The following is an 18,370-nucleotide window of genomic DNA, read 5'->3' as shown; positions in this document are numbered from 1 at the left end:
GCTTGTGTCTCTTCGTTGCCATTCTGATCCTCCGTTTTCCTAAACATAACGGCGGACCACTTCATTGGGGGAGGATCAATCCTCGGTTGGATAGATGCCCCGCAGTCGCCCGGTACCCGAAATTGAATAGCGCGCCGCGAAGTCATTGTCGGTGAACACCAAAGTGTTCCCATCTAAACGCGCCTTGCTTCGAAACCAGTTTCCGCGGCCATGCTGGCCACGTCCGACCGAGTAAACAACATTGAGCAACCCGTCCTCATCTCGGCTTTCGACGACGAGAATATGACTTCTCCAAGAGTCCCATCTACCCGTCCAAATTCCAAGAAAAGGAGAATCTGGCGTTACATCGGTTGCAATGTCGGCTGGAAGCGGGGCGTCCCCGATGAGAACGGAGTCTTGCGCAAAAGACTGAGTGGCCAAGACAACGAGTGTTGCGATGGTGAGAGAAAAGCGCATGGCGAATGCCCCGAAGCTGTAAGTGATACGAGTCCGCCCTTTCTAACACAGTACACGGTGCGATTAGTGCAACTCATCTCTCTGGACTGCCAAGCCTGTTAATCACCATCTTGTGAAGCGTCGTTGGCATGGCCTTTGGTTCCTACTTGCACGCGTGCAAGCGGTCTTTTGCACACGCGAATTCTCAATGAAGCAAGTCCTGGCGTCGCAACGCGGCGGGAAACTGGCCTTTCGATTGTCGTGCAGCCATTTTTGAGAGGTGAGGTTACAAGTTTTGGACTGAGCTGCCGTGACCGAAATTTTGACTAGTCGTCCAGACCTGAAACAAGGGACTTTAGTCGGAGGATTGCCCCCTTGCTTATGCGAGCCAGATCAACTGTAAGAGAAAAGCCTTCATCTTCCTCGTGAATAATGCGGCTATCGCGGTCGGCACTTTCATAAATCGCGGTCGCAGCATACGTCCGAATGGGATTTTGAAACCCCTTCACTCGAACAGGCTCTCGTTCCTCAACCGGAAGCCAGTCTTTTACCAAAGAATAGGTTTCGGCAGCGAGTAAGAGACCTCCGGGATCACACTCGGCCTCAAGTCTCGCAGCAAGGTTCACTTCGCGTCCAATAGCCGTGTAGTCCATCCGGTCTTCCGAGCCGAAGTTTCCAATCGTGCAGTAGCCAGTGTTTATGCCCATGCGAGCGCGAAATGGTCTATCGATCAATCCTTTGCGCTGCCATTCCGTTTGCAAGTGACTTAGGTTGCGTTGCATATCTATTGCCATTCGCACACATGCAGCGGCATCTTCTTCTACCCCGAGGCTTTCGGGTTCGCCAAAGTACAGCATCATGGCGTCACCAATAAACTTGTCGAAGTATGCGCCGTGCTTCAGGGCGATTTTGGACATTGCTGAAAGATACTCATTCAACAAAGTGGTCAGTTCCTCGGCTTCGAGTTGATCGGTGATTTCGGAGAAGTCGACGATGTCTGAGAAGAAGATCGTGAGCTTTCGGCGGCGACTTTCGATGGCCGCTTGTTGGTCACCGGCAATGATTGACTCGTAGAGTTGGGGTGGCATGTATTTGGCAAGCTGTTTGGACAGGTTTGTCAAAGTTTCATTCGCTTCACGCATCTGGCTCAGCAAGTGTAAGTTGTCCAAGGCGATGTTCGCTTGTGCCGCAAATGTTGTGAGAATATCGAACTGCTCTTTTTGAAGTTTTCCGGTTGAATGCCTCAACACGGCGAGAGCTCCAACGGTTTGTCCTCCTTGTGAAATCGGCACCATGGTGACTGCCTGAAACCCTGAGGCGAGGAAGTTTCCAGCCCCAATGCGAAACCTGTCTTTCGATGCGGCGACGTCCGGCAAATCAATCGCCTCGCCGTTCAAAATGACATGGCCATGGATTGTCTCTGGATGAAGTGGCGCCGGAAAACGCCGCCGCCAAGCCTCGACGCCAGCCGGTTCGGGACCAGAAATTGCTCCCAATATCAGTTTGTCGCCGTCCTGTAATCCAATGCTGATTGTCGACTTTGGGAAAAGCGCTTGACCCGCTTCAACAATCGAGTTGAAGACAGGCTGAGGGTCTTTAATAGAGCTGTTGACGACTTCCAGGATTTTGGCAGTCGCCCTTTGCCGATCCAGCGCCTCCCGCAACCGGAGTTCCAAGGCCGGCAAATCCTCAGCCTTCGGTTCGTTCAGATCAAGGACGCGTTCTGGCAGCGATTTCCCCCTACCCTTCGACATCCTGATCCTCCCGTTCGCGATTAGCCGTCGACCAAGTCATAGTGCTTGATGGATCGAGACTCGACGAGGTCTGCTTCTATTGGATCGATGTGCGGGCTTTGATAGTCTTCGCCCACAAACGACTTCAGTGCCTCCAGGCTCTCCCAAACCATAACGAAACTGAACTCTCGTGGCGCATCCTCTCTCGGCGCACCCGGAAAAAGGTGCACGATTCCAGGGGTGCTTTTCATCAACGGGATCGCAGTGTCGCGAAAAAAGCGGCCAAATTCCTCTTCTTTTCCCGGCCGCGTTGTCACCTGAAAAATGCGCATGATCATACATCCGTCCTCCAAAAGATGCGGTTTCCGAATGTATGTGTGCCTCACACGATCCAGCTTAGCATACTCGATGGCGAGTGTCAGATTATGGCTCCGAGCCGTCTCTCGATGAGTTCAGTTCAGCAAGCGCCTTGCAGACTAAGCTGCCTAATATTCAGCTTGTTGGTATGTCTGATAACGGCCCAAGGCGGACATTGGGGGAATTTTGGCTCGGTGCGGTCAACAGCTGTTTTTGGCGTAAGTGGCTGATACGGGGTAAAGCTCACACAGTCTTCTTCGTGTTGAATGGTCGCTACAGAGAACTGAAGAAGTGCGCCAAATCACTGGTCAACTGTTGTGTTGTGCCGGCGGTCTTCCTATGTGCACTTCATCGGAAATGGAGGTTTTATGTCCCGGTAAGGAAGGGAGGCAGCGCGCCTCCCGGAGCATATTCAAGATCTGAAGCACCGCCGTCGCTTTGTTGCGGACGGAGTTCTTCGATGTGCGCACTCTTTCCTACCATCAGCGCCCAAATCTGACCTGGGCCAGAGACATGAAAGTGAACACCCTATGACCAGGGATTACTCCGATTTCCTTCCGCTTCGCGCACGCGACGCCGGATCGCACGCCAATCTCAGCCCCCTTCAGGCATTGGGATGGCAACCGTATTTCGCCCAACAGATCAGCGTAGAAGACTTGTCGGCGACACCTCCCGTTCGCGTTGTTGAAGTGCATCGCAATGGGCTGCATGTCGTCGGTGACGGCATCGATACGATAATTCCGCCTGGAGCCGATGCAACTGTCGGAGACTGGCTGTTGCTGGACGCAACACGCCCGAGATCCAGTCGGGTTCTTGAGCGCACAAGCCTCATTAAGCGGCGCGCGCCCGGAACCGACCGGCAGGAACAACTGATCGCGGCGAACATTGATACGGTCTTTATCGTCTCGTCTTGCAATCAGGACTTCAAGGTGGCCCGGCTGGAACGCTATGCAGCTCTGGCTTTTGAGGCACGGATGACACCCGTCATCGTCGTGACAAAGACCGACCTCGTGACGGAGCCGCAAAACTATTTCGAAGCGGCCCGCGCGGTATCGGACATGATCGACGTGGTCGCCCTTGACGCCCGCGGAGACGCGCCCCGGACAAAACTGCTTCCCTGGTGCAAGCCCGGCAAGACGGTGGCGTTTCTCGGCTCATCTGGTGTCGGGAAATCGACGTTGGCCAATGCGCTGCTCGACAGTCAGTCCATTGAAACCCAGACCATTCGTGAGGACGACGCAAAGGGGCGGCATACAACAACGCGGCGCGAGCTTCATGCGATGCCCAATGGCTGTCTGGTCCTGGACACTCCGGGCATGCGTGAACTGCAGCTCACCGATGCAGCGGAAGGTATCAACGATCTTTTCGCCGACATTCAGGAGTTGGCCGCGCAGTGTCGATTCAAGAACTGTCAGCACGTTTCTGAGCCGGAATGCGCTGTTCTGAAGGCTATCGATGAGGGTGTTCTTGACGGCGATCGGCTTCGCAGATGGCGCAAGCTCATGGCCGAAGACGCGTTTAACTCAGCGAGCCTTGCGGAACGCAGGTCGCGCGACAAGGCGTTCGGGAAGATGGTCCGCGGTGTCAAAAAACTCAAAGATGTCAGGAAGTAAGGCGATGACACAGTCGAAAGCTGGTCAAATCGTATGGCATGACCTTTTCACACCGGACAGGGCGAGTTCAATGGCATTCTACCAGCACGTCGCCAACTGGACTTATGAAGTCGAGCGGGCATCGGATTTTGCATGGGGTGGCGGCGAGCAGGATTTCGTCCTCGCACTCTCCGGTGACAAAGCGGGCGCGGGTTTAATCGAGACGCCTCCGGAGCAAGCGAATGGCTGGGTCGCTTACATCGAGGTCCCCGACGTGGACCTGGCGACCAAGCGCGTCGACACACTCGGAGGCAAAGTTGTTCGGGAGCCATTCGAGGTGCCGGGCGTCGGGCGCAACGCACTCGTTCGCGATCCGCTCGGTGCTCTAGTGGGGATTGCGCTGTCTCGGCACAGTTTCCCCGTGCCGAGACAGCAGTTCGGCCCTGAAATGTATATCGGCAACGGTAATGGCTTTCCGCAGGCGTTCTACTTCGAACTCTTCGGATGGCAGGTGTCTCCCGTGCGGGACCAGGGTTGCGCCACTCTCCTCGGGCCTCAGGGTCGTCTTGTTGCAATCCAGCATGCGGCGACTTGGTCAACTGCCTCAAACGCATCTTGGATCCCTTGCCTTAAAGTTACTTCAGTCCCCGACGCCATCCGTGCTGCTGAAGCCAAAAGCGCACGTCCGGCCTCCTTGAATGTGAGCGAAACCGTTCAAGCTCAAATCCCTATCCTGTGTGATCCGGACGGAGTGCCGTTTGCTTTCGGCGGCAAGCAGACAAACCCTTTCTAGCCACTCGCAAGTTCTTCTCAAGAACTCAGCGCTTATGCGCGCTAGTCGACAGTGCATTGGTCGGGATCCAGCCGCCGACTTGTTTCTGATGTCAGTTCTCCGATGCTTCGGTCCGGCATTGGAAGTGTGTACCGTAGCCGCTCGGTTTGAGACCAATGGCTGACACCCAGTCCCCAACAAGTCGCGCGTACTGCCGTGTCGAGATGTGTGGTGAGGCGTGGAAAGCTGTCTTTCAAGGGATATTCTGAAGTCGCAAACCGCATTGCTGCCGTCGGCTGTAACCGCGACGCAGACCTCATTGACCGAGATTGCATTTCATTCAGCTTCGTCCGGGTCCGAAATTGGGTCGACAACGAGTACCAGACGCCTTGCGATGGAGCCAATTCAAGTCGGTGTTTGAGTTCAAACTACCGTTGATTGCTTGCGCGAGCACCTCTCAAACAACTTCTTCTGGAATAACCGATGCAAGACCAAACCGTTAGGGTTATGCCAATTGCTTTAGCCGTGGCATCAAATCCAAAAGTTCCCGTGTGTACGGATGCTCTGGTGCTTCGAACAACGAGTCCGTCTCCTGAACCTCAAGCAGCTTCCCATGTCGCATCACGCCCACCCGGTCACACATCTGACGTACGACCGGGAGATCATGGCTGATAAAGAGCATAGTCAGGCCCAGATGTTCTTGCAGGTCTTTGAGAATGTTCAGGATTTGCGCCTGAATGGATACGTCCAGGGCGCTGGTCGGCTCATCGCAAATCAGAAAACGGGGCTGAGTTGCGAGGGCGCGAGCAATACAAATGCGCTGACGCTGCCCACCGGAAAACTCGTGTGGATACTTGCGCCACGCGTCCTTGGCCAGGCCAACCCAGTCAAGCAGTTCGCGCACGCGCGGTTCAATAGCGGGCTTGGGCAAGATTTTGTGATGATGGATGGGCTCGGCCACGAGGTCCCCGACCCTCATGCGGGGATTCAGGCTGGAGAACGGGTCTTGAAAGATCATCTGGATCTGGCGGCGGTAGGCTTGCAGGGCCTCTGCCTCCATCACTGTGACGTCTTCGCCATCAAAGATCACCCGCCCACCGTCCACGGGATAGAGTGTTCCAATCATCCGTGCGACTGTGGACTTGCCAGAGCCACTTTCGCCGACAAGGCCGAAAACCTCTCCGTCGCGAATGTCGAAACTCACTTGATCGACGGCAGTGAAGTACTTGCGTTGCGATGGCAGCAGCCCGCCTTTTTGCAGGAACGTCTTAGTAATGTTTTCGATTTCCAGCAGTTTGCCGGATTTCGACAGATCGGTCTTGTCCCAATGGGCCGCCAGATCTTCGATCTTGAAGGTTCTTTCCCGCTCGCCATAATTGACCACTGGGAAACGCTCGACTTTGGTGTGCGGCCGCGGCACAGCGGCAATCAGAGATTTGGTATACTCATGTTTCGGTGCGCCGAGGATCTGATCAGTCGTGCCGCTTTCAACCACATGACCGGAATACATCACGGTCACCGAGTCGGTGGTGTCAGCGATAACGCCCATATCGTGGGTAACGAGGATCACGCCCACCTGACGCTCTTTCGCCAGTTCCTTGATCAGATCCAGCACCTGCGCTTGGACAGATACATCCAAGGCCGTTGTGGGTTCGTCAGCGATCAGAACGCTGGGCTCGGTACAGAGTGCAAGCGCAATTACCACCCGCTGACGCATCCCTCCGGAGAACTGGTGCGGATACTGGTTGAACCTGTCTGCCGGGTCTGGGATGGACACGCGATCCAGCAGCGCAATGGCGCGCTTTTTGGCCTCGGAAGCGGAAAGGCCGAGGTGCAGCTGGATCGTCTCGACCAATTGCTCACCCACGGTGAACAACGGGTTCAGCGAGGTTAACGGGTCCTGAAAGATCATGCCGATCTCTTTGCCTCGGATTCGGCGTTTGTCCTCGGCGTCCAGTTCGTCAATCCGGCGACCGTTCAGCCAGACCTCACCTTCGGAGACGTGGGCCGGGGGATCCAGCAGGCCGATCACGGCATTGCCGGTCATGGACTTGCCAGCACCGCTTTCGCCGACGACGCCTCGGATTTCGCCAGGATGCAGGTCGTAGGTCACATGCTCGACCGGCTTAAAGATGCCGTGGCGAGTGGGGATTTCCACTGTCAGGTTGCGGATCGAAAGAACTGGATCGGTCATTTCAGCCTCGGGTTCAGAACGTCACGCAGCCAGTCGCCCAGCAGGTTTACACTCAGCGCCAATGCCAGCAGGGTGCATGCCGGGAAGAACAGAATCCACCACTCACCCGAGAACAGGAAGCCCTGCCCGATGCGGATCAGCGTCCCCAGCGAGGGCTGTGTCGGTGGCGCGCCAACGCCAAGGAAACTAAGCGTCGCCTCGGCAATGATAGCCAGCGCCAATGAGATAGTCGCGATCACCAGCACCGGTGACAGCACATTGGGCAGGATATGGCGCAGCATGATGGTCAGCGGGCTTTGCCCGATGATGCGAGCGGCGGCGACGTAATCCTTGTTCTTCTCAACCAGCGTTGCGCCCCGAACGACGCGAGCAAACTGCACCCAATCGGACAGTCCAATGGCCAGAATCAACACCCAAATCGCCATCTGGTCGCGATACTCCACCGGGGTAATGCCTTTGGCGATCCCAAAGATCAGCATGGCCAGAAGGATCGATGGGAAAGTCAGCTGCACATCCGCCGTGCGCATGATGATGGTTTCGGTCCAACCGCCAAAATAGCCCGATAGCAGGCCCAGAATGATCCCCAGAACCATCGCGAACAGAACGGCCGCCACCCCAACGAATAGCGAGATCCGCATTCCGTAAAGGATGGTCGAAAACACATCGCGCCCCTGATCGTCTGTGCCCATTAGGAAGGTTTCGCCTGTAAAGGCATTGGGCTCCATCGGCGGGGTGAAGCCATTCATCAGGTTCAGGCTGGCCGGATCAAACGGGTTTGTCGGCGCAATCATTGGTGCGAGGATCGTGGCTAGGATCAGGATCAATGCCACCGTCGCCGACACCATGGCGACAGGCGAGCGGCGGAAGGCGTAGAACTGGTCGCTATCCAGAATGCGTTTCACACGGTTCATGCGCTGACCCTCAGGCGCGGGTCGATGAAGGCGTAAAGGATATCGACCGCAAGATTGATGGTGACAAAGATGACCGAGATCATCATCAAGTATGCTGCCATGACAGGTATATCCACGAATTGGATTGCATTGATGAACAGAAGGCCCAGGCCCGGCCACTGAAACACTGTCTCGGTGATGATGGCAAAGGCGATGATGGCGCCCAGTTGCAGGCCGATAATGGTAATGACCGGGACCATAGTATTCTTCAGCGCATGGCGGAAATTGATGGTCCGGTCACTCAGCCCACGGGCGCGGGCGAAGCGGATATAGTCTTGCCGGAGTACTTCCAGCATCTCGGAGCGCACCAGCCGCATGATGAGGGTCATCTGGTATAGACCCAATGTAATCGCGGGCAGGATCAGCGCCTTGAGGCCACTGCTTGTCAGCAAGCCGGTGCTCCACCAACCCAGGTCTACGACTTCTCCGCGCCCAAAGCTGGGCAGCCAGCCAAGTTCGACCGAGAAGATGTAAATCAACAGGATTCCGATCAGGAATGTCGGCAGGGAAACCCCGATCAGAGATGCTGACATGATGAAATTCGCTGCAAACCCGTCTCGCCGGATTGCGGTGAACACACCCAGCGCGATGCCCAAGACTATGGCAAACACGGCTGAGACCAGCGCCAGTTCCAACGTTGCCGGAGCGCGTTCGGCCAGGATTTCCGCTACCGGACGCCCTTGACGGAAGCTGACGCCGAAATTGCCCTGTACCGCTTCCTGCAGAAACTTCACATATTGCACCGGAAACGGCTGATCGAGCCCCAGCTGCGCCCGCAGACGTTCCACATCTTCCATGGTCCGCTCTTGTCCCAGCATATTGTCGATCGGATCTCCGACAAAGCGGAACATGGAAAAGGCGACCAGGCCCACGACGAACAGAACCAGCGCCGACTGAGCCACACGCCTGATAATGTATGACAGCATTTAGTTGACCGTTACCCAGCGCAGAAGGAAGAAGTTGTCGGGGCGTTGTGTCAGCTCGATATTGCTGCGCGCGCCCCAGACCAACGGTTGAACGTAAAGCGGCACATAAGCCACCTCGTCGTGCAGGATACCTGCCACCTCGTCCAGCATTGCCTGACGTGTGGGTTCGTCAATCTCGGACTGGATCAGCGGCAGCAATTCATCCACGCGAGCGTTCGAATAGCCGCCAAAATTCCAGGAACCCAACTTCTTTTCCTCATTTGGGGTCGAAGCGAGGAAACGCACGGGATGCTCGGCATCGAACGTACCGGGTGACCAACCCAACAGATACATATCAAAATTGTCGGCCCGCAGTTCAGGCCAGTAGTTCTGAACCGGCATCGCATCGAGCGTCACGTTCAGCCCGACCTGAGACAGCATGGCGGTGATCGCCTGGCAAACGGCTTCGTCGTTCAGGTAGCGATTGTTGGGGCACTTAAAGCTGATCTCGGCCCCCTCAGCGCCAGCCTCAGCCAGCAAAGCTTTGGCACCCTCAGTATCGTAGCCATAGGGGTCCGCATTCGCAGCCGAATAGCCGCGCATCGCAGGACTGACCAACTGGCTCGCCACTTCAGCATTGCCACGCATGATGGTTTGCAGGATAGCGGGAACGTTTACTGCCTTTGCCACCGCCTCGCGGACGCGCACGTCTCGGAAAAGGTCCGAGCCGCCCTGCCCGGCTTCACTCGCGCCTTCCTGCTGATCAAACCCCAGCATGATCACGCGCGCTTCGACGCCCTGAATGACCTTCACATCCGGATTGCCTTGCAACCGAGCCACATCCTGAATTGGGACCGGGTTGATGAAGTCCACATCTCCGGACAACAAAGCCGCCAGAGCGGTTGCCGGGTTTTGGATTGGCACCAATTCAGCGCGGGTCAGGTTGTGTTCTGCTGTGTCCCACCAGCCGTCGAACGGCTCCAGAACAGTGCGCAGACCCGGCTCTCGCGCGGTGACTCGGAAAGCACCGGTGCCATTGGCGTTCAGGGTCGCATAGTTGCCCGATTCTTTGTCAGGCAGTGCTGCGTCATTTGCCTCGGCCCAGCCGCTATCCATGATCATCCAGTTGGCAATGCTGTCCGGGAAAATCGGGTTCGGCGCGGTGGTCATGACATCGACGGTGTAGTCGTCAACTTTCACCACCTCGCTGACGGGCGCGAACCAGCTGCGGGTGTCCGAATTTTCGTCAGACGCCCGCTGGTACGAGAAGATCACGTCATCCGCATTGAATTCAGAACCATCATGAAACGTTACGCCCTCGCGCAGTTTGAACCGCCATCCGGCTCCATCCCCGATGGTCTCCCAACTGGTGGCCAGCGCCGGTTCAATGGTCATGTCCTTGCCCCGGCGCACAAGCCCTTCGTAGACGTTGTTCAAGAAACCTAGAACCGGGGCAGAGTTGACGGCATGAGGATCCATTGTTTGCGGGTCCGTTGTAACGGCAAACGTGAACTCTTCGCCTGCGACGGGAAAGGCAAGCGCGCAGAATAGCGCGGCAGTGGTCAGACGTTTCATGATAGCTCCCACTCTTTGGTGGCGGGCCCCGCATCCCGAGGCCCGGCCACGTTTCTTAGTTCAGGCCAAAATGCTTGACCATAGGCTGATCTTCAGGATCAACGTTGATGTCCAGGTTTTCAGCCATACCCCAGTTCAACACTTGATGGTGGATCGGAATATACAGCTGTTCATCCTGCACCACGCGCCATATCTCGGCGATCGCTTGATCTCGCGCGACGAGATCCGTGTTCGAGGCCAGCGACTTGATCTTGGCATCCAACTCATCATTGTCATACCCGGTGCCGTTCCATGTTCCAATGTCGCTTTCACGGCCATGGACCAGGAAGTTGAAGATGTATTCCGAGTCATACGTCGGAACGCCCCAGCCCAGCATGTAGAAATCGGTCTTTCCGTCCGTGATCAGCGGGAAATGCTGTGCTTTCGGTTTGGCATCCAGATTCACAGTGATGCCAATCTGACCCAGCATCCCTACAGCGGCCTGACAGATCCCTTCGTCATTGATGTACCGGTCGTTGGGACAATCCAGCCGGATTGAGAAACCGTCCGGATATCCCGCTTCGGCCAAAAGCGCCTTTGCACCTTCAACGTCCGTTCCGCTTTCACTGTCCATCTCGGCAGTCCAGCCGTTCACGAACGGCGGGGCGATCATCCCGGCAGGTTGCGACTGACCGCGCATGACCACCTGTTGGATGGCATCTCGATTGATCGCTTTGGACATGGCCCGACGAACACGGACGTCAGCAAGAGGGTTCTTGCCATCGACGTTATCCGCCTCGATGTCGTCCGCGCCCTGGTTCATACCAAAGAAGATTACCCGGTTTTGCGGCGCTTGTTTGACGACCAAACCGTCGACGGCATTCACCCGGTCCAGGTCCTGCACCGGCATATCCTGAAGGAAGTTCACCTCGCCCGACAACATCGCCGCAACGCGGGTCGCGTCATTCTGGATCGGTGTATAGATGATTTCGCTGATCGCCATCGGGAACTGATCACGACCCCAATAATCCTCGTTCCGCTCCATCACCGTTTTGACGTCCGGTTCGCGGCTGACCAGTTTGTAGGGGCCGGTTCCATTCACATTGACGGTCGCAAAGGTGATCTCACCGCCTTCAAAATCCTGAACGTTGACCGCGTTATTCGCCTCGGTCCAGCCTTTGTCCATGATGAACAGGTCGGTGAGGTTCGCAGGCAGAATGGGGTTCGGACCGTCCGTCTCGATCTCGATCGTGTGGTCGTCGACAGCGCGTACCTCGACAATCGAATTGATCAGTTCTTTCATGTCCGAGTTCGGCTGCTTCGCACGGTTAATGCTGAACACCACGTCTTCTGCGGTGAAATCGGCGCCGTCATGGAATTTCACGCCCTGACGCAGGTTGAACACCCAGACATTCGGATCGCTCTCGCTGGGGGCCCAATCAGTCGCAAGCGCAGGCTCAAAAGCACCGCTCGTATCGCGAATGATCAGAGGTTCATACATCTGGTGGCGCACGGTATGCGTTGGCCCCTCGTTCTGCGAATGCGGGTCAAGCGTCAGCGCATCCCCCGAGCGCGCCCAACGCAGAGTTTCGGCACTGGCCAAAGACGTCGTCGTCATCAAAAGCGTCAGTACGAGTATTGGATTTTTCATTATTTTCTCCCATATTGCAGTCGTTTAACCGCATTGAATTCACGATACTGTGTCGCAAATTTCTGTTAACGTTATGGTTGCGGATAGCATACCAACTGCGAATGCATGTCAATCTTTCAACTCGATGTTGATTTGCTAAACACAAGCGACACGGGACTTCCGGAAGACAGCCACTCTCCCAAAAAACACCGCATCAAGTGTCTATTACTCAGACGAGAGGAACACAAACCGCAATAATCAAGCAGAGGTGGTTCTACTTTTTTGACCAGTTTGCAGCCTAGATTAAGGTGGATCTTGGTTTCGTTTCAGGTTGCCATTTTCTTGGGTTCAGGTTTGGTCACATAAGCCTCGTTCGGGGTCAAGATGCCGTGGGTCGAGTGGGGCCGATCAGCGTTGCAATAGTCGATCCAGCGCCCGTTTCCCTCCCGTGCCTCTGAGCCGGTCTCAAACGCGTTCAGGAAAACGCATTCGTATTTCAGCGACCGCCACAGCCGTTCGATCATCCGGTTGTCGACCCAGCTCCGGCGCAGAGCTTCCCTGTTACCGTGAAAAAGTTTCCCGGTTCCACAGTTTAGGGAGTTTTGGGGCGTAAATGGTGCTGTCAGACAGATTCTAACCAGTCTCAGTTTCCCAATAACCACGGGAACTTAGGCGGAACAGAGCTTACGCCACTCGGCGAGAGCGGCGTTGCGGATCAGCTTGAAGTTTTCGCGGGTGTAGAGGTGGCGCTCCTGGTTGAAATGGTTGTAAACGGAGGAATGAACGGCGGCGAACTTCTGCAAACTTCGCATGCGCCGGAAGCGCTGCATGGCCCGTTCTCTTCGTCGGAATGGCAGGTGCGAATTCTCAACCCGATTGTTCAACCAACGGCCTGTATGCTGCAGATCGGCCGCTCCAACCTCCCGCAACGCCGCACCGTACGAAGGGAGGCGGTCCGTCACCAGAACTTCCGGCCGACCGTAGCGCCGCATCAATTTTCTGAGGAATTTCAGAGCGGCTCGCTTGTTTCGACGTTTCGTGACCACGGCTTCCAGAACTTCGCCTTCGTGATCAACAGCGCGCCACATGTAGTGACGTTCGCCGTTGATCTTCACGAAAACCTCGTCGACATGCCACTGCCATTGCCGCCCGGATCGCAGTCTTTCCGCCCGCCGACGCCGGATTTCTGACGCGAACATCGGACCAAATCTGTTCCACCAGAAACGGATCGTCTCGTGACTTACATCAATACCGCGCTCGTGCAGCAGATCTTCGACATTCCGCAGCGACAAAGGGAAACGAACGTACATCATGACCGCCAAGCGGATAATTTCCGGGCTGCTATGAAAGTATTTGAATGGATCACACTTGGGCATGGCCAGAGGCTACGAAACCGCCCTGCCCGCCTCAACCAAATTCCTTCTGACAACACCTTCAAGAGTATCCTTGGGCTCGCCACATAAGGCTTCTATTGCTGCGGTCGTGGCGTACATGCAAACTAGTTTGTTCGCGTGTTCTCAATCCTTTTTGCCTAAATAACTACTTGTAGATTGCCGCATAGCGAGGTGCGAAGAACTTAACGAAGGCTTTAACCTCTGGCCGACGATAGGCTTCCGGCGAAATGAGCATTAGGTGCGGCACCGCAAGTTCAGGGATTTCGTCGAAACATCGGATGAAAGACATGTCCGTTTCCACCAGCTTGACATTGCTGATACCAAGGCCTTGCCCTGATCTGATTGCCGCATGCATAAGCTCGAGTTCAGTGAAAGACATAACGATCTGTTCCGGTGCCACGTGATTGGTCAACCATTCGTGGAATACATTCGGTACATCGTCCCGCTGAAAGGTAACAAACTGATGCCCGGCCAGATCATTCGTTGACCCCGGTAAGCCAAATTTGTCCGCGTAATTTTTGCTGCCGAACAAAGACCAGCGGGCCGTGCTGATCTTACGACAGATCAGGTCAGGATCGGGATCGGTTCTTGCAAGGCGCAAAGCAATGTCGGCCTCGCCCGCCATCAGGTCCAGCGCCCGAACGCTGGACAAAAACTCGAATGCGACATCCTGATTGTCGGCGGAAAACTCGTTTACGATTTCGATCATGCGTGCGGAGAAGTTTGCCGAATAAGCGGTGATACGGATGGGTTGTGTCGACGTCAATTCCTTCGCGCAATCGGTAAATTCGAGGACTGAAGCCTCGATTGCTTCGGCGAGGGGAACGAGGCGAAGGGCTTCTGGGGTCGGTTTGAACCCGTGCGTACCACGCTCAAACAGCGTCAAGCCTGTTTCTCTTTCGAGAACATCAATGCGTCGGGCGACCGTTGGTTGGGAGACCTTTAGCTTTCTGGAGGCCGCAAGCGTCGATCCTTCTCTCAAGACAGAGAGGAACACACGAATATCCGACCAATTTCGGAACCCGTTCTTCATTTTTGTAGAACAGCACAATTTTGTGCCGGATACCAGAAAAACAGGTGAACAGTTACTGTTGTTGCGACAGCGCAAGCAACTCGGAAAGGACCATGAGATGGCTTCCCATACAATGTCACCCAGCATCTGGACCGTATTTGGTGGACTGTTCGGTAGGACCAAGAGAGGCTTCCCCGAAGCCCGGAAGCCGCGGCCTACAGCTGACGATTTTCACGCTGAACGCGACTATATTAATGACGTGATCTGGAGTAATCCCGATGCGTTTTCGAGTGAGCTTGACGTGCAGAACATGGTGAGTCTTTATCCAGGAAGGTTCTGACGACACTTGGTGACAATCGGCCGAATAAGGCGATTAGATCACGCCAAATGCAGCTGCAAGCTGGAAGTGGCAGCCACGCACCTGTGTTGTAGCCATTGAGTAAGTACCAATACGAGACTTTCATGAAGCCCGCGAAAGAACCCAGGCCGATTTACTTAGCTCAATCACCCCTTTTTGCGCACCACGACAACAAATTGGGTCATCGAAAAGAAGAAGCGTCCAGTCCTTGCAAGGCTGAGCTGCTCATCAAACCACGATTGCGCAACTGCGGGATCAACATGGTCATTTGCGACAGTGTATTGCTTCATGAGGTGCATCATCATGATTGCGAGGCCATCAGGCTTCAACTGGTGATCCGTCATTGTGAACGACAAGACATCTTCCACACGGTCGCCGCGAGCCTTTATCAGCGCGGGCAGTCTTTCCGGGACGGAACCACTCACAAAGTGCTGGTTCCAGGATGTCAGCATCTTTTGCATTCTGTCGGGCTCATCGCTGAACCAGATCAAGCTGCCAAAGTGTAGATCGCTGATGACGAGGCGCCCGCCGGGTTTGACGCACCGCAGCGTGTCAGCCAACGCACCGTCTACGTCTTCGATGTACTCAAAGACCTGTACCGAGACGGCCTTGTCAGCACTCTCATCCTCAATGGGCAAGCTATTTGCGGCACCAGCACGAAACTCCACGTTTGCGTAGTCGCTGCACCGTTCTCTAGCAGCTGCCGTCATGTCAGCGCTTGGGTCGATCCCGATGACATAGCCATCCGAGCCAACTGCCCGGGCCAACTCAACTGTTAACATCCCGTTGCCACAACCGATGTCCAAAATAGTTTCACCAGGAGCCGGGCACAGCGCATCAAATGAAGCCTGTCTTCGCCGCGTCAGTTCTGCGCCTTGATAGGCGATTTCAAGTAATTTCGTTGTTTCAGCGTCAAATTTAAGCAACTCTCCACCCTTACAAAGCCCACATGCCCCCAAAACCTTATCAGAAATTGAGTTATCTACGAAAAGCAGGACGGATCGTTGAGGCTTGAACATGGATCCACCAACAATAAATGAATGCGCCGACTTGATCCGACGAATGATTTAACCCCGAGAGCGAAGGACGCATCTGCCGCTCTATCGGACCAGCTTTTCGTGGCGTTTCGAACGTTAGAACAACATCAATTCAAGGGATGTCGAGGCCGTTCTCTCGTCCGAAATCGGTATAGAAGCTGTCACTGCGGCATCGGTTTAAAGTGGCTTCGTCCGCTTCTCTTGGGTCGGTGCCAGGGCTTTGGACACCTGTTCCTTCTATGAAGCGGTTCACGAGATTAAAGACACCGCAAACTTGGATAGCATCGAACAGCGCACTCTCCGACCAGCCTGCCGCGTAGACTGCTCTAGCGTCGGCTTCTGTCATTCGGGATGGTGAGACAGTGAGCTTTTCAATGTATGCCAGCAACGGTTTGAGGTGATCCTCGACGGGCGCCGTATCGCGGTCTTCCATCAGTGCCTCGATTGTCTCGACTTCAATACCGTAGGCTTTGGCGAAAACGATGTGCGCCCCATGGCAATACGCACAAGCATTCAATCCCGAGACATAGGCCGCAATGAGTTCACGTTCAGCGACCGAGAGGTCGCTCTCGCCCCTCATCACAAGGCTTTCGTACGCACAAAGCGGAGAAAGTTTATCTGGAAAGGCTTGATAGACACTTCCAAGTGTCGCGTTCTCCGGCAGAGATGGAAACAGGCGTTTCATTTAATTCTCTTTCAATCTTGCTATGGATTACGTTTTCTCAAAGTGAGGAACCAACGTTGTTTACGCAACCTTAAAGCAATTTCGGGTTCCGCTCAGAGATTCTGTTGGGATACTGCGAACGGTAAGTTTGCCAGACGACACCCCCAACTTGTTGCTGCTTGGTTAAAGGCAATTTCATTTGAGCCGTTCTCGTAAATTTGCAAAGTCAGCATTCTGCGCAGTATTGACGTTCGTGCAGAAAGCAGCATTGGTTACTTTGGGCTCAGAGCAGCCGTTTGCCGGGTTCTGTCTGAGTGACCGCTACGCGGACGAAGCGGTCTGTGGTTCTCCAATCAAATCGGCCGACCTTAAGTTTACAGTACACGGTTGTGGAGAGTGAGAAGGATTTGTTGTCTTCACTTCCGGAAGTATAGTGTCTCAATTGGCACCCTTATTGCATGCTGAGCAGGACGTTATGGCTCACGAGCGTCCAGATACCTTCCGGTTAAGCCCTTTTGAGTGTCAGATGGTATCGTCCCAAAATTAGGTTGTTGGTTGTTCGGGTGCGTCACCTAGAGCCAGCAGCAAAAGAATAGCCAAAAGAGGTGATCCAACCAGACCGATCAGGAACCAGATCAAACCGGATCGGTTGCGCCGCCCTGCCATCGTGATCGGCAGGATATAAAGCCAGATCACGACAACCAGCAAGATGAGCATAAAAATCAACTGGATAACTGGTGCGTCCACGAAATTTTGCCTTTCGTATCTTGACGCCATTTTTAAAACGGCTGATCCGGTTAGATAGACAATGGCCCGAAAGCGTTTTCGGGTATTAATTTAGCCCAACATGGGTCCCGGGCGTCCCAACCCTCTCCCTTTGCGTTCCTTGGCTATCAGACAGTGCCGTCCAAATGTTTGGTGTTTTCCGGGTCACAAGGTAGCAAGGTCGGCAAAACGGATAAAGTGGGTGTTCAAGGAACCTTTTAAAGCGCCTTTTCAATGAACTTTGAAAAAAGCTCACCCTGCGAGTTGATCCTAAGTTTCGCGTAAATGTTGCGTCTGTGGATGCGGACTGTGCCTGGAGAGATGCCGAGAATTGTGCCAACAGCTTCTGCCGAATGGCCCTTCAATGTGAACTCAACGACTTCTCGTTCTCGTGGCGTCAGAACGCCATCGCCAAATGCCTGGAATGCTAGATCAACGCGACGACTAACGCCATTCGCTGCGGCGCCGCGGGCCATCGTTGGAAAGTCACTCCAATGTTTGCAACAGGCTGCCCGAACGAGCGGCCATAGAGCGTGCAAATGACGAATTTCCTTGGCGGAAAAAGGCTTCTCTGCTCGCATGAGCGAGACCACAACCATCCCAGCGCCTGGGATATCGATAAAGTAGCCAATCTCCTCTGCTAACCCAGTCCTTTTGTAATAGCTGCGATAGTATTCGCCCTGATAGAACCTGTCCGGTGCGATATCGCGCATGCGGTACAGACCCGGTGTTATTGGTTTTGTCGCGGCCAAAAAAAATGGATCAAGTACGTAGGGCCCGGCTTGGTAATCCTCAACAAAAATACGCCGTTTGCTTTTGGGGAAATCGTCGTGAAGGTCTATTGGTGCTTCGGTTCCAACATGGCCAAACACCACCGTAAAATCAAATGGTGCGACCTGCCGTAAGCCATCTGCCAAAGCACATGGAAATTCTGGGGTTCCGATCTTCTCCACGACCCTGCCGGCCTCTTCCATCCAATCGTACACACGCCGCTCCAGATTTTCGAAAAGCACCTCTA

Annotated in this window: 16 protein-coding genes and 2 pseudogenes; 2 read left to right on the top strand and 16 right to left on the bottom strand. The window is 54.7% G+C overall.

Going from position 1 to position 18,370, the window contains the following annotated elements:
• Nucleotides 1-75 precede the first annotated feature (75 nt).
• The 3 genes from AC2FNL_RS00180 to AC2FNL_RS00170 form a co-directional block, all read right to left on the bottom strand.
• Nucleotides 76-456 (bottom strand): hypothetical protein, encoded by a 381-nt coding sequence (locus AC2FNL_RS00180; protein ID WP_496831592.1) that lies wholly within the window; start codon nt 454-456, stop codon nt 76-78.
• A 305-nt stretch (nt 457-761) separates the two neighbouring features.
• A complete protein-coding gene (locus AC2FNL_RS00175) occupies nt 762-2,189 on the bottom strand; it encodes an adenylate/guanylate cyclase domain-containing protein (RefSeq protein ID WP_496831590.1) in 1,428 nt (475 codons plus the stop codon).
• A 20-nt stretch (nt 2,190-2,209) separates the two neighbouring features.
• Nucleotides 2,210-2,506 (bottom strand): putative quinol monooxygenase, encoded by a 297-nt coding sequence (locus AC2FNL_RS00170; RefSeq protein ID WP_093964997.1) that lies wholly within the window; start codon nt 2,504-2,506, stop codon nt 2,210-2,212.
• Nucleotides 2,507-3,055: 549 nt separating this feature from the next.
• Between AC2FNL_RS00170 and rsgA the strand changes: the two genes are divergently transcribed.
• Both rsgA and AC2FNL_RS00160 read left to right on the top strand, forming a co-directional pair.
• Entirely contained in the window at nt 3,056-4,138 is a 1,083-nt protein-coding gene (gene rsgA / locus AC2FNL_RS00165; protein WP_496831588.1) for a ribosome small subunit-dependent GTPase A, read from the top strand.
• Nucleotides 4,125-4,910 carry a VOC family protein gene (locus tag AC2FNL_RS00160; protein WP_496831586.1) on the top strand — a complete coding sequence of 262 codons (786 nt, stop codon included), beginning with the start codon at nt 4,125-4,127 and terminating at the stop codon, nt 4,908-4,910. Before rsgA ends, AC2FNL_RS00160 begins: the two co-directional genes overlap by 14 nt.
• Before the next feature lie 97 nt (nt 4,911-5,007).
• Here AC2FNL_RS00160 and AC2FNL_RS00155 read toward each other — a convergent pair.
• The 13 genes and pseudogenes from AC2FNL_RS00155 to AC2FNL_RS00095 form a co-directional block, all read right to left on the bottom strand.
• Nucleotides 5,008-5,133, bottom strand: a pseudogene (locus AC2FNL_RS00155) (integrase); the annotation flags it as partial.
• Between the two features lie 261 nt (nt 5,134-5,394).
• Nucleotides 5,395-7,083: an ABC transporter ATP-binding protein gene (locus tag AC2FNL_RS00150; RefSeq protein WP_170339355.1), complete on the bottom strand. Its 1,689-nt coding sequence runs from the start codon at nt 7,081-7,083 to the stop codon at nt 5,395-5,397.
• Entirely contained in the window at nt 7,080-7,994 is a 915-nt protein-coding gene (locus AC2FNL_RS00145) for an ABC transporter permease (RefSeq protein ID WP_496831585.1), read from the bottom strand. Before AC2FNL_RS00145 ends, AC2FNL_RS00150 begins: the two co-directional genes overlap by 4 nt.
• A complete protein-coding gene (locus tag AC2FNL_RS00140; protein ID WP_093964992.1) occupies nt 7,991-8,959 on the bottom strand; it encodes an ABC transporter permease in 969 nt (322 codons plus the stop codon). The genes AC2FNL_RS00145 and AC2FNL_RS00140 overlap by 4 nt, the downstream gene beginning before the upstream one ends.
• A complete protein-coding gene (locus AC2FNL_RS00135) occupies nt 8,960-10,513 on the bottom strand; it encodes an ABC transporter substrate-binding protein (RefSeq protein ID WP_496831583.1) in 1,554 nt (517 codons plus the stop codon). It abuts the gene before it with no gap.
• Between the two features lie 55 nt (nt 10,514-10,568).
• On the bottom strand, nt 10,569-12,143 hold the full coding sequence (locus AC2FNL_RS00130) for an ABC transporter substrate-binding protein (protein WP_093964990.1): 1,575 nt from the start codon (nt 12,141-12,143) through the stop codon (nt 10,569-10,571).
• A 305-nt stretch (nt 12,144-12,448) separates the two neighbouring features.
• Nucleotides 12,449-12,670: pseudogene (locus tag AC2FNL_RS00125) on the bottom strand (integrase core domain-containing protein); the annotation flags it as partial.
• 120 nt (nt 12,671-12,790) lie between these two features.
• Nucleotides 12,791-13,498: an IS6 family transposase gene (locus AC2FNL_RS00120; protein ID WP_093964989.1), complete on the bottom strand. Its 708-nt coding sequence runs from the start codon at nt 13,496-13,498 to the stop codon at nt 12,791-12,793.
• Nucleotides 13,499-13,661: 163 nt separating this feature from the next.
• On the bottom strand, nt 13,662-14,549 hold the full coding sequence (locus AC2FNL_RS00115) for a LysR family transcriptional regulator (protein WP_170408191.1): 888 nt from the start codon (nt 14,547-14,549) through the stop codon (nt 13,662-13,664).
• 483 nt (nt 14,550-15,032) lie between these two features.
• Nucleotides 15,033-15,905, bottom strand: coding sequence for a methyltransferase domain-containing protein (locus tag AC2FNL_RS00110; RefSeq protein WP_254429039.1), 873 nt, complete (start codon nt 15,903-15,905; stop codon nt 15,033-15,035).
• A gap of 130 nt (nt 15,906-16,035) precedes the next feature.
• Nucleotides 16,036-16,608 (bottom strand): carboxymuconolactone decarboxylase family protein, encoded by a 573-nt coding sequence (locus AC2FNL_RS00105; protein WP_093964968.1) that lies wholly within the window; start codon nt 16,606-16,608, stop codon nt 16,036-16,038.
• Nucleotides 16,609-17,130: 522 nt separating this feature from the next.
• A complete protein-coding gene (locus AC2FNL_RS00100; RefSeq protein WP_058283652.1) occupies nt 17,131-17,334 on the bottom strand; it encodes a hypothetical protein in 204 nt (67 codons plus the stop codon).
• Between the two features lie 236 nt (nt 17,335-17,570).
• Nucleotides 17,571-18,326, bottom strand: a complete 756-nt coding sequence (locus AC2FNL_RS00095) for a helix-turn-helix transcriptional regulator (RefSeq protein WP_170343062.1) — start codon at nt 18,324-18,326, stop codon at nt 17,571-17,573.
• Between the last annotated feature and the right edge of the window lie 44 nt (nt 18,327-18,370).

It is taken from the genome of Ruegeria sp. CRTD044, from assembly GCF_059613485.1.
Note: the sequence above shows the minus strand (reverse complement) of the source record. Positions and strands in the feature narration are given on the sequence as shown.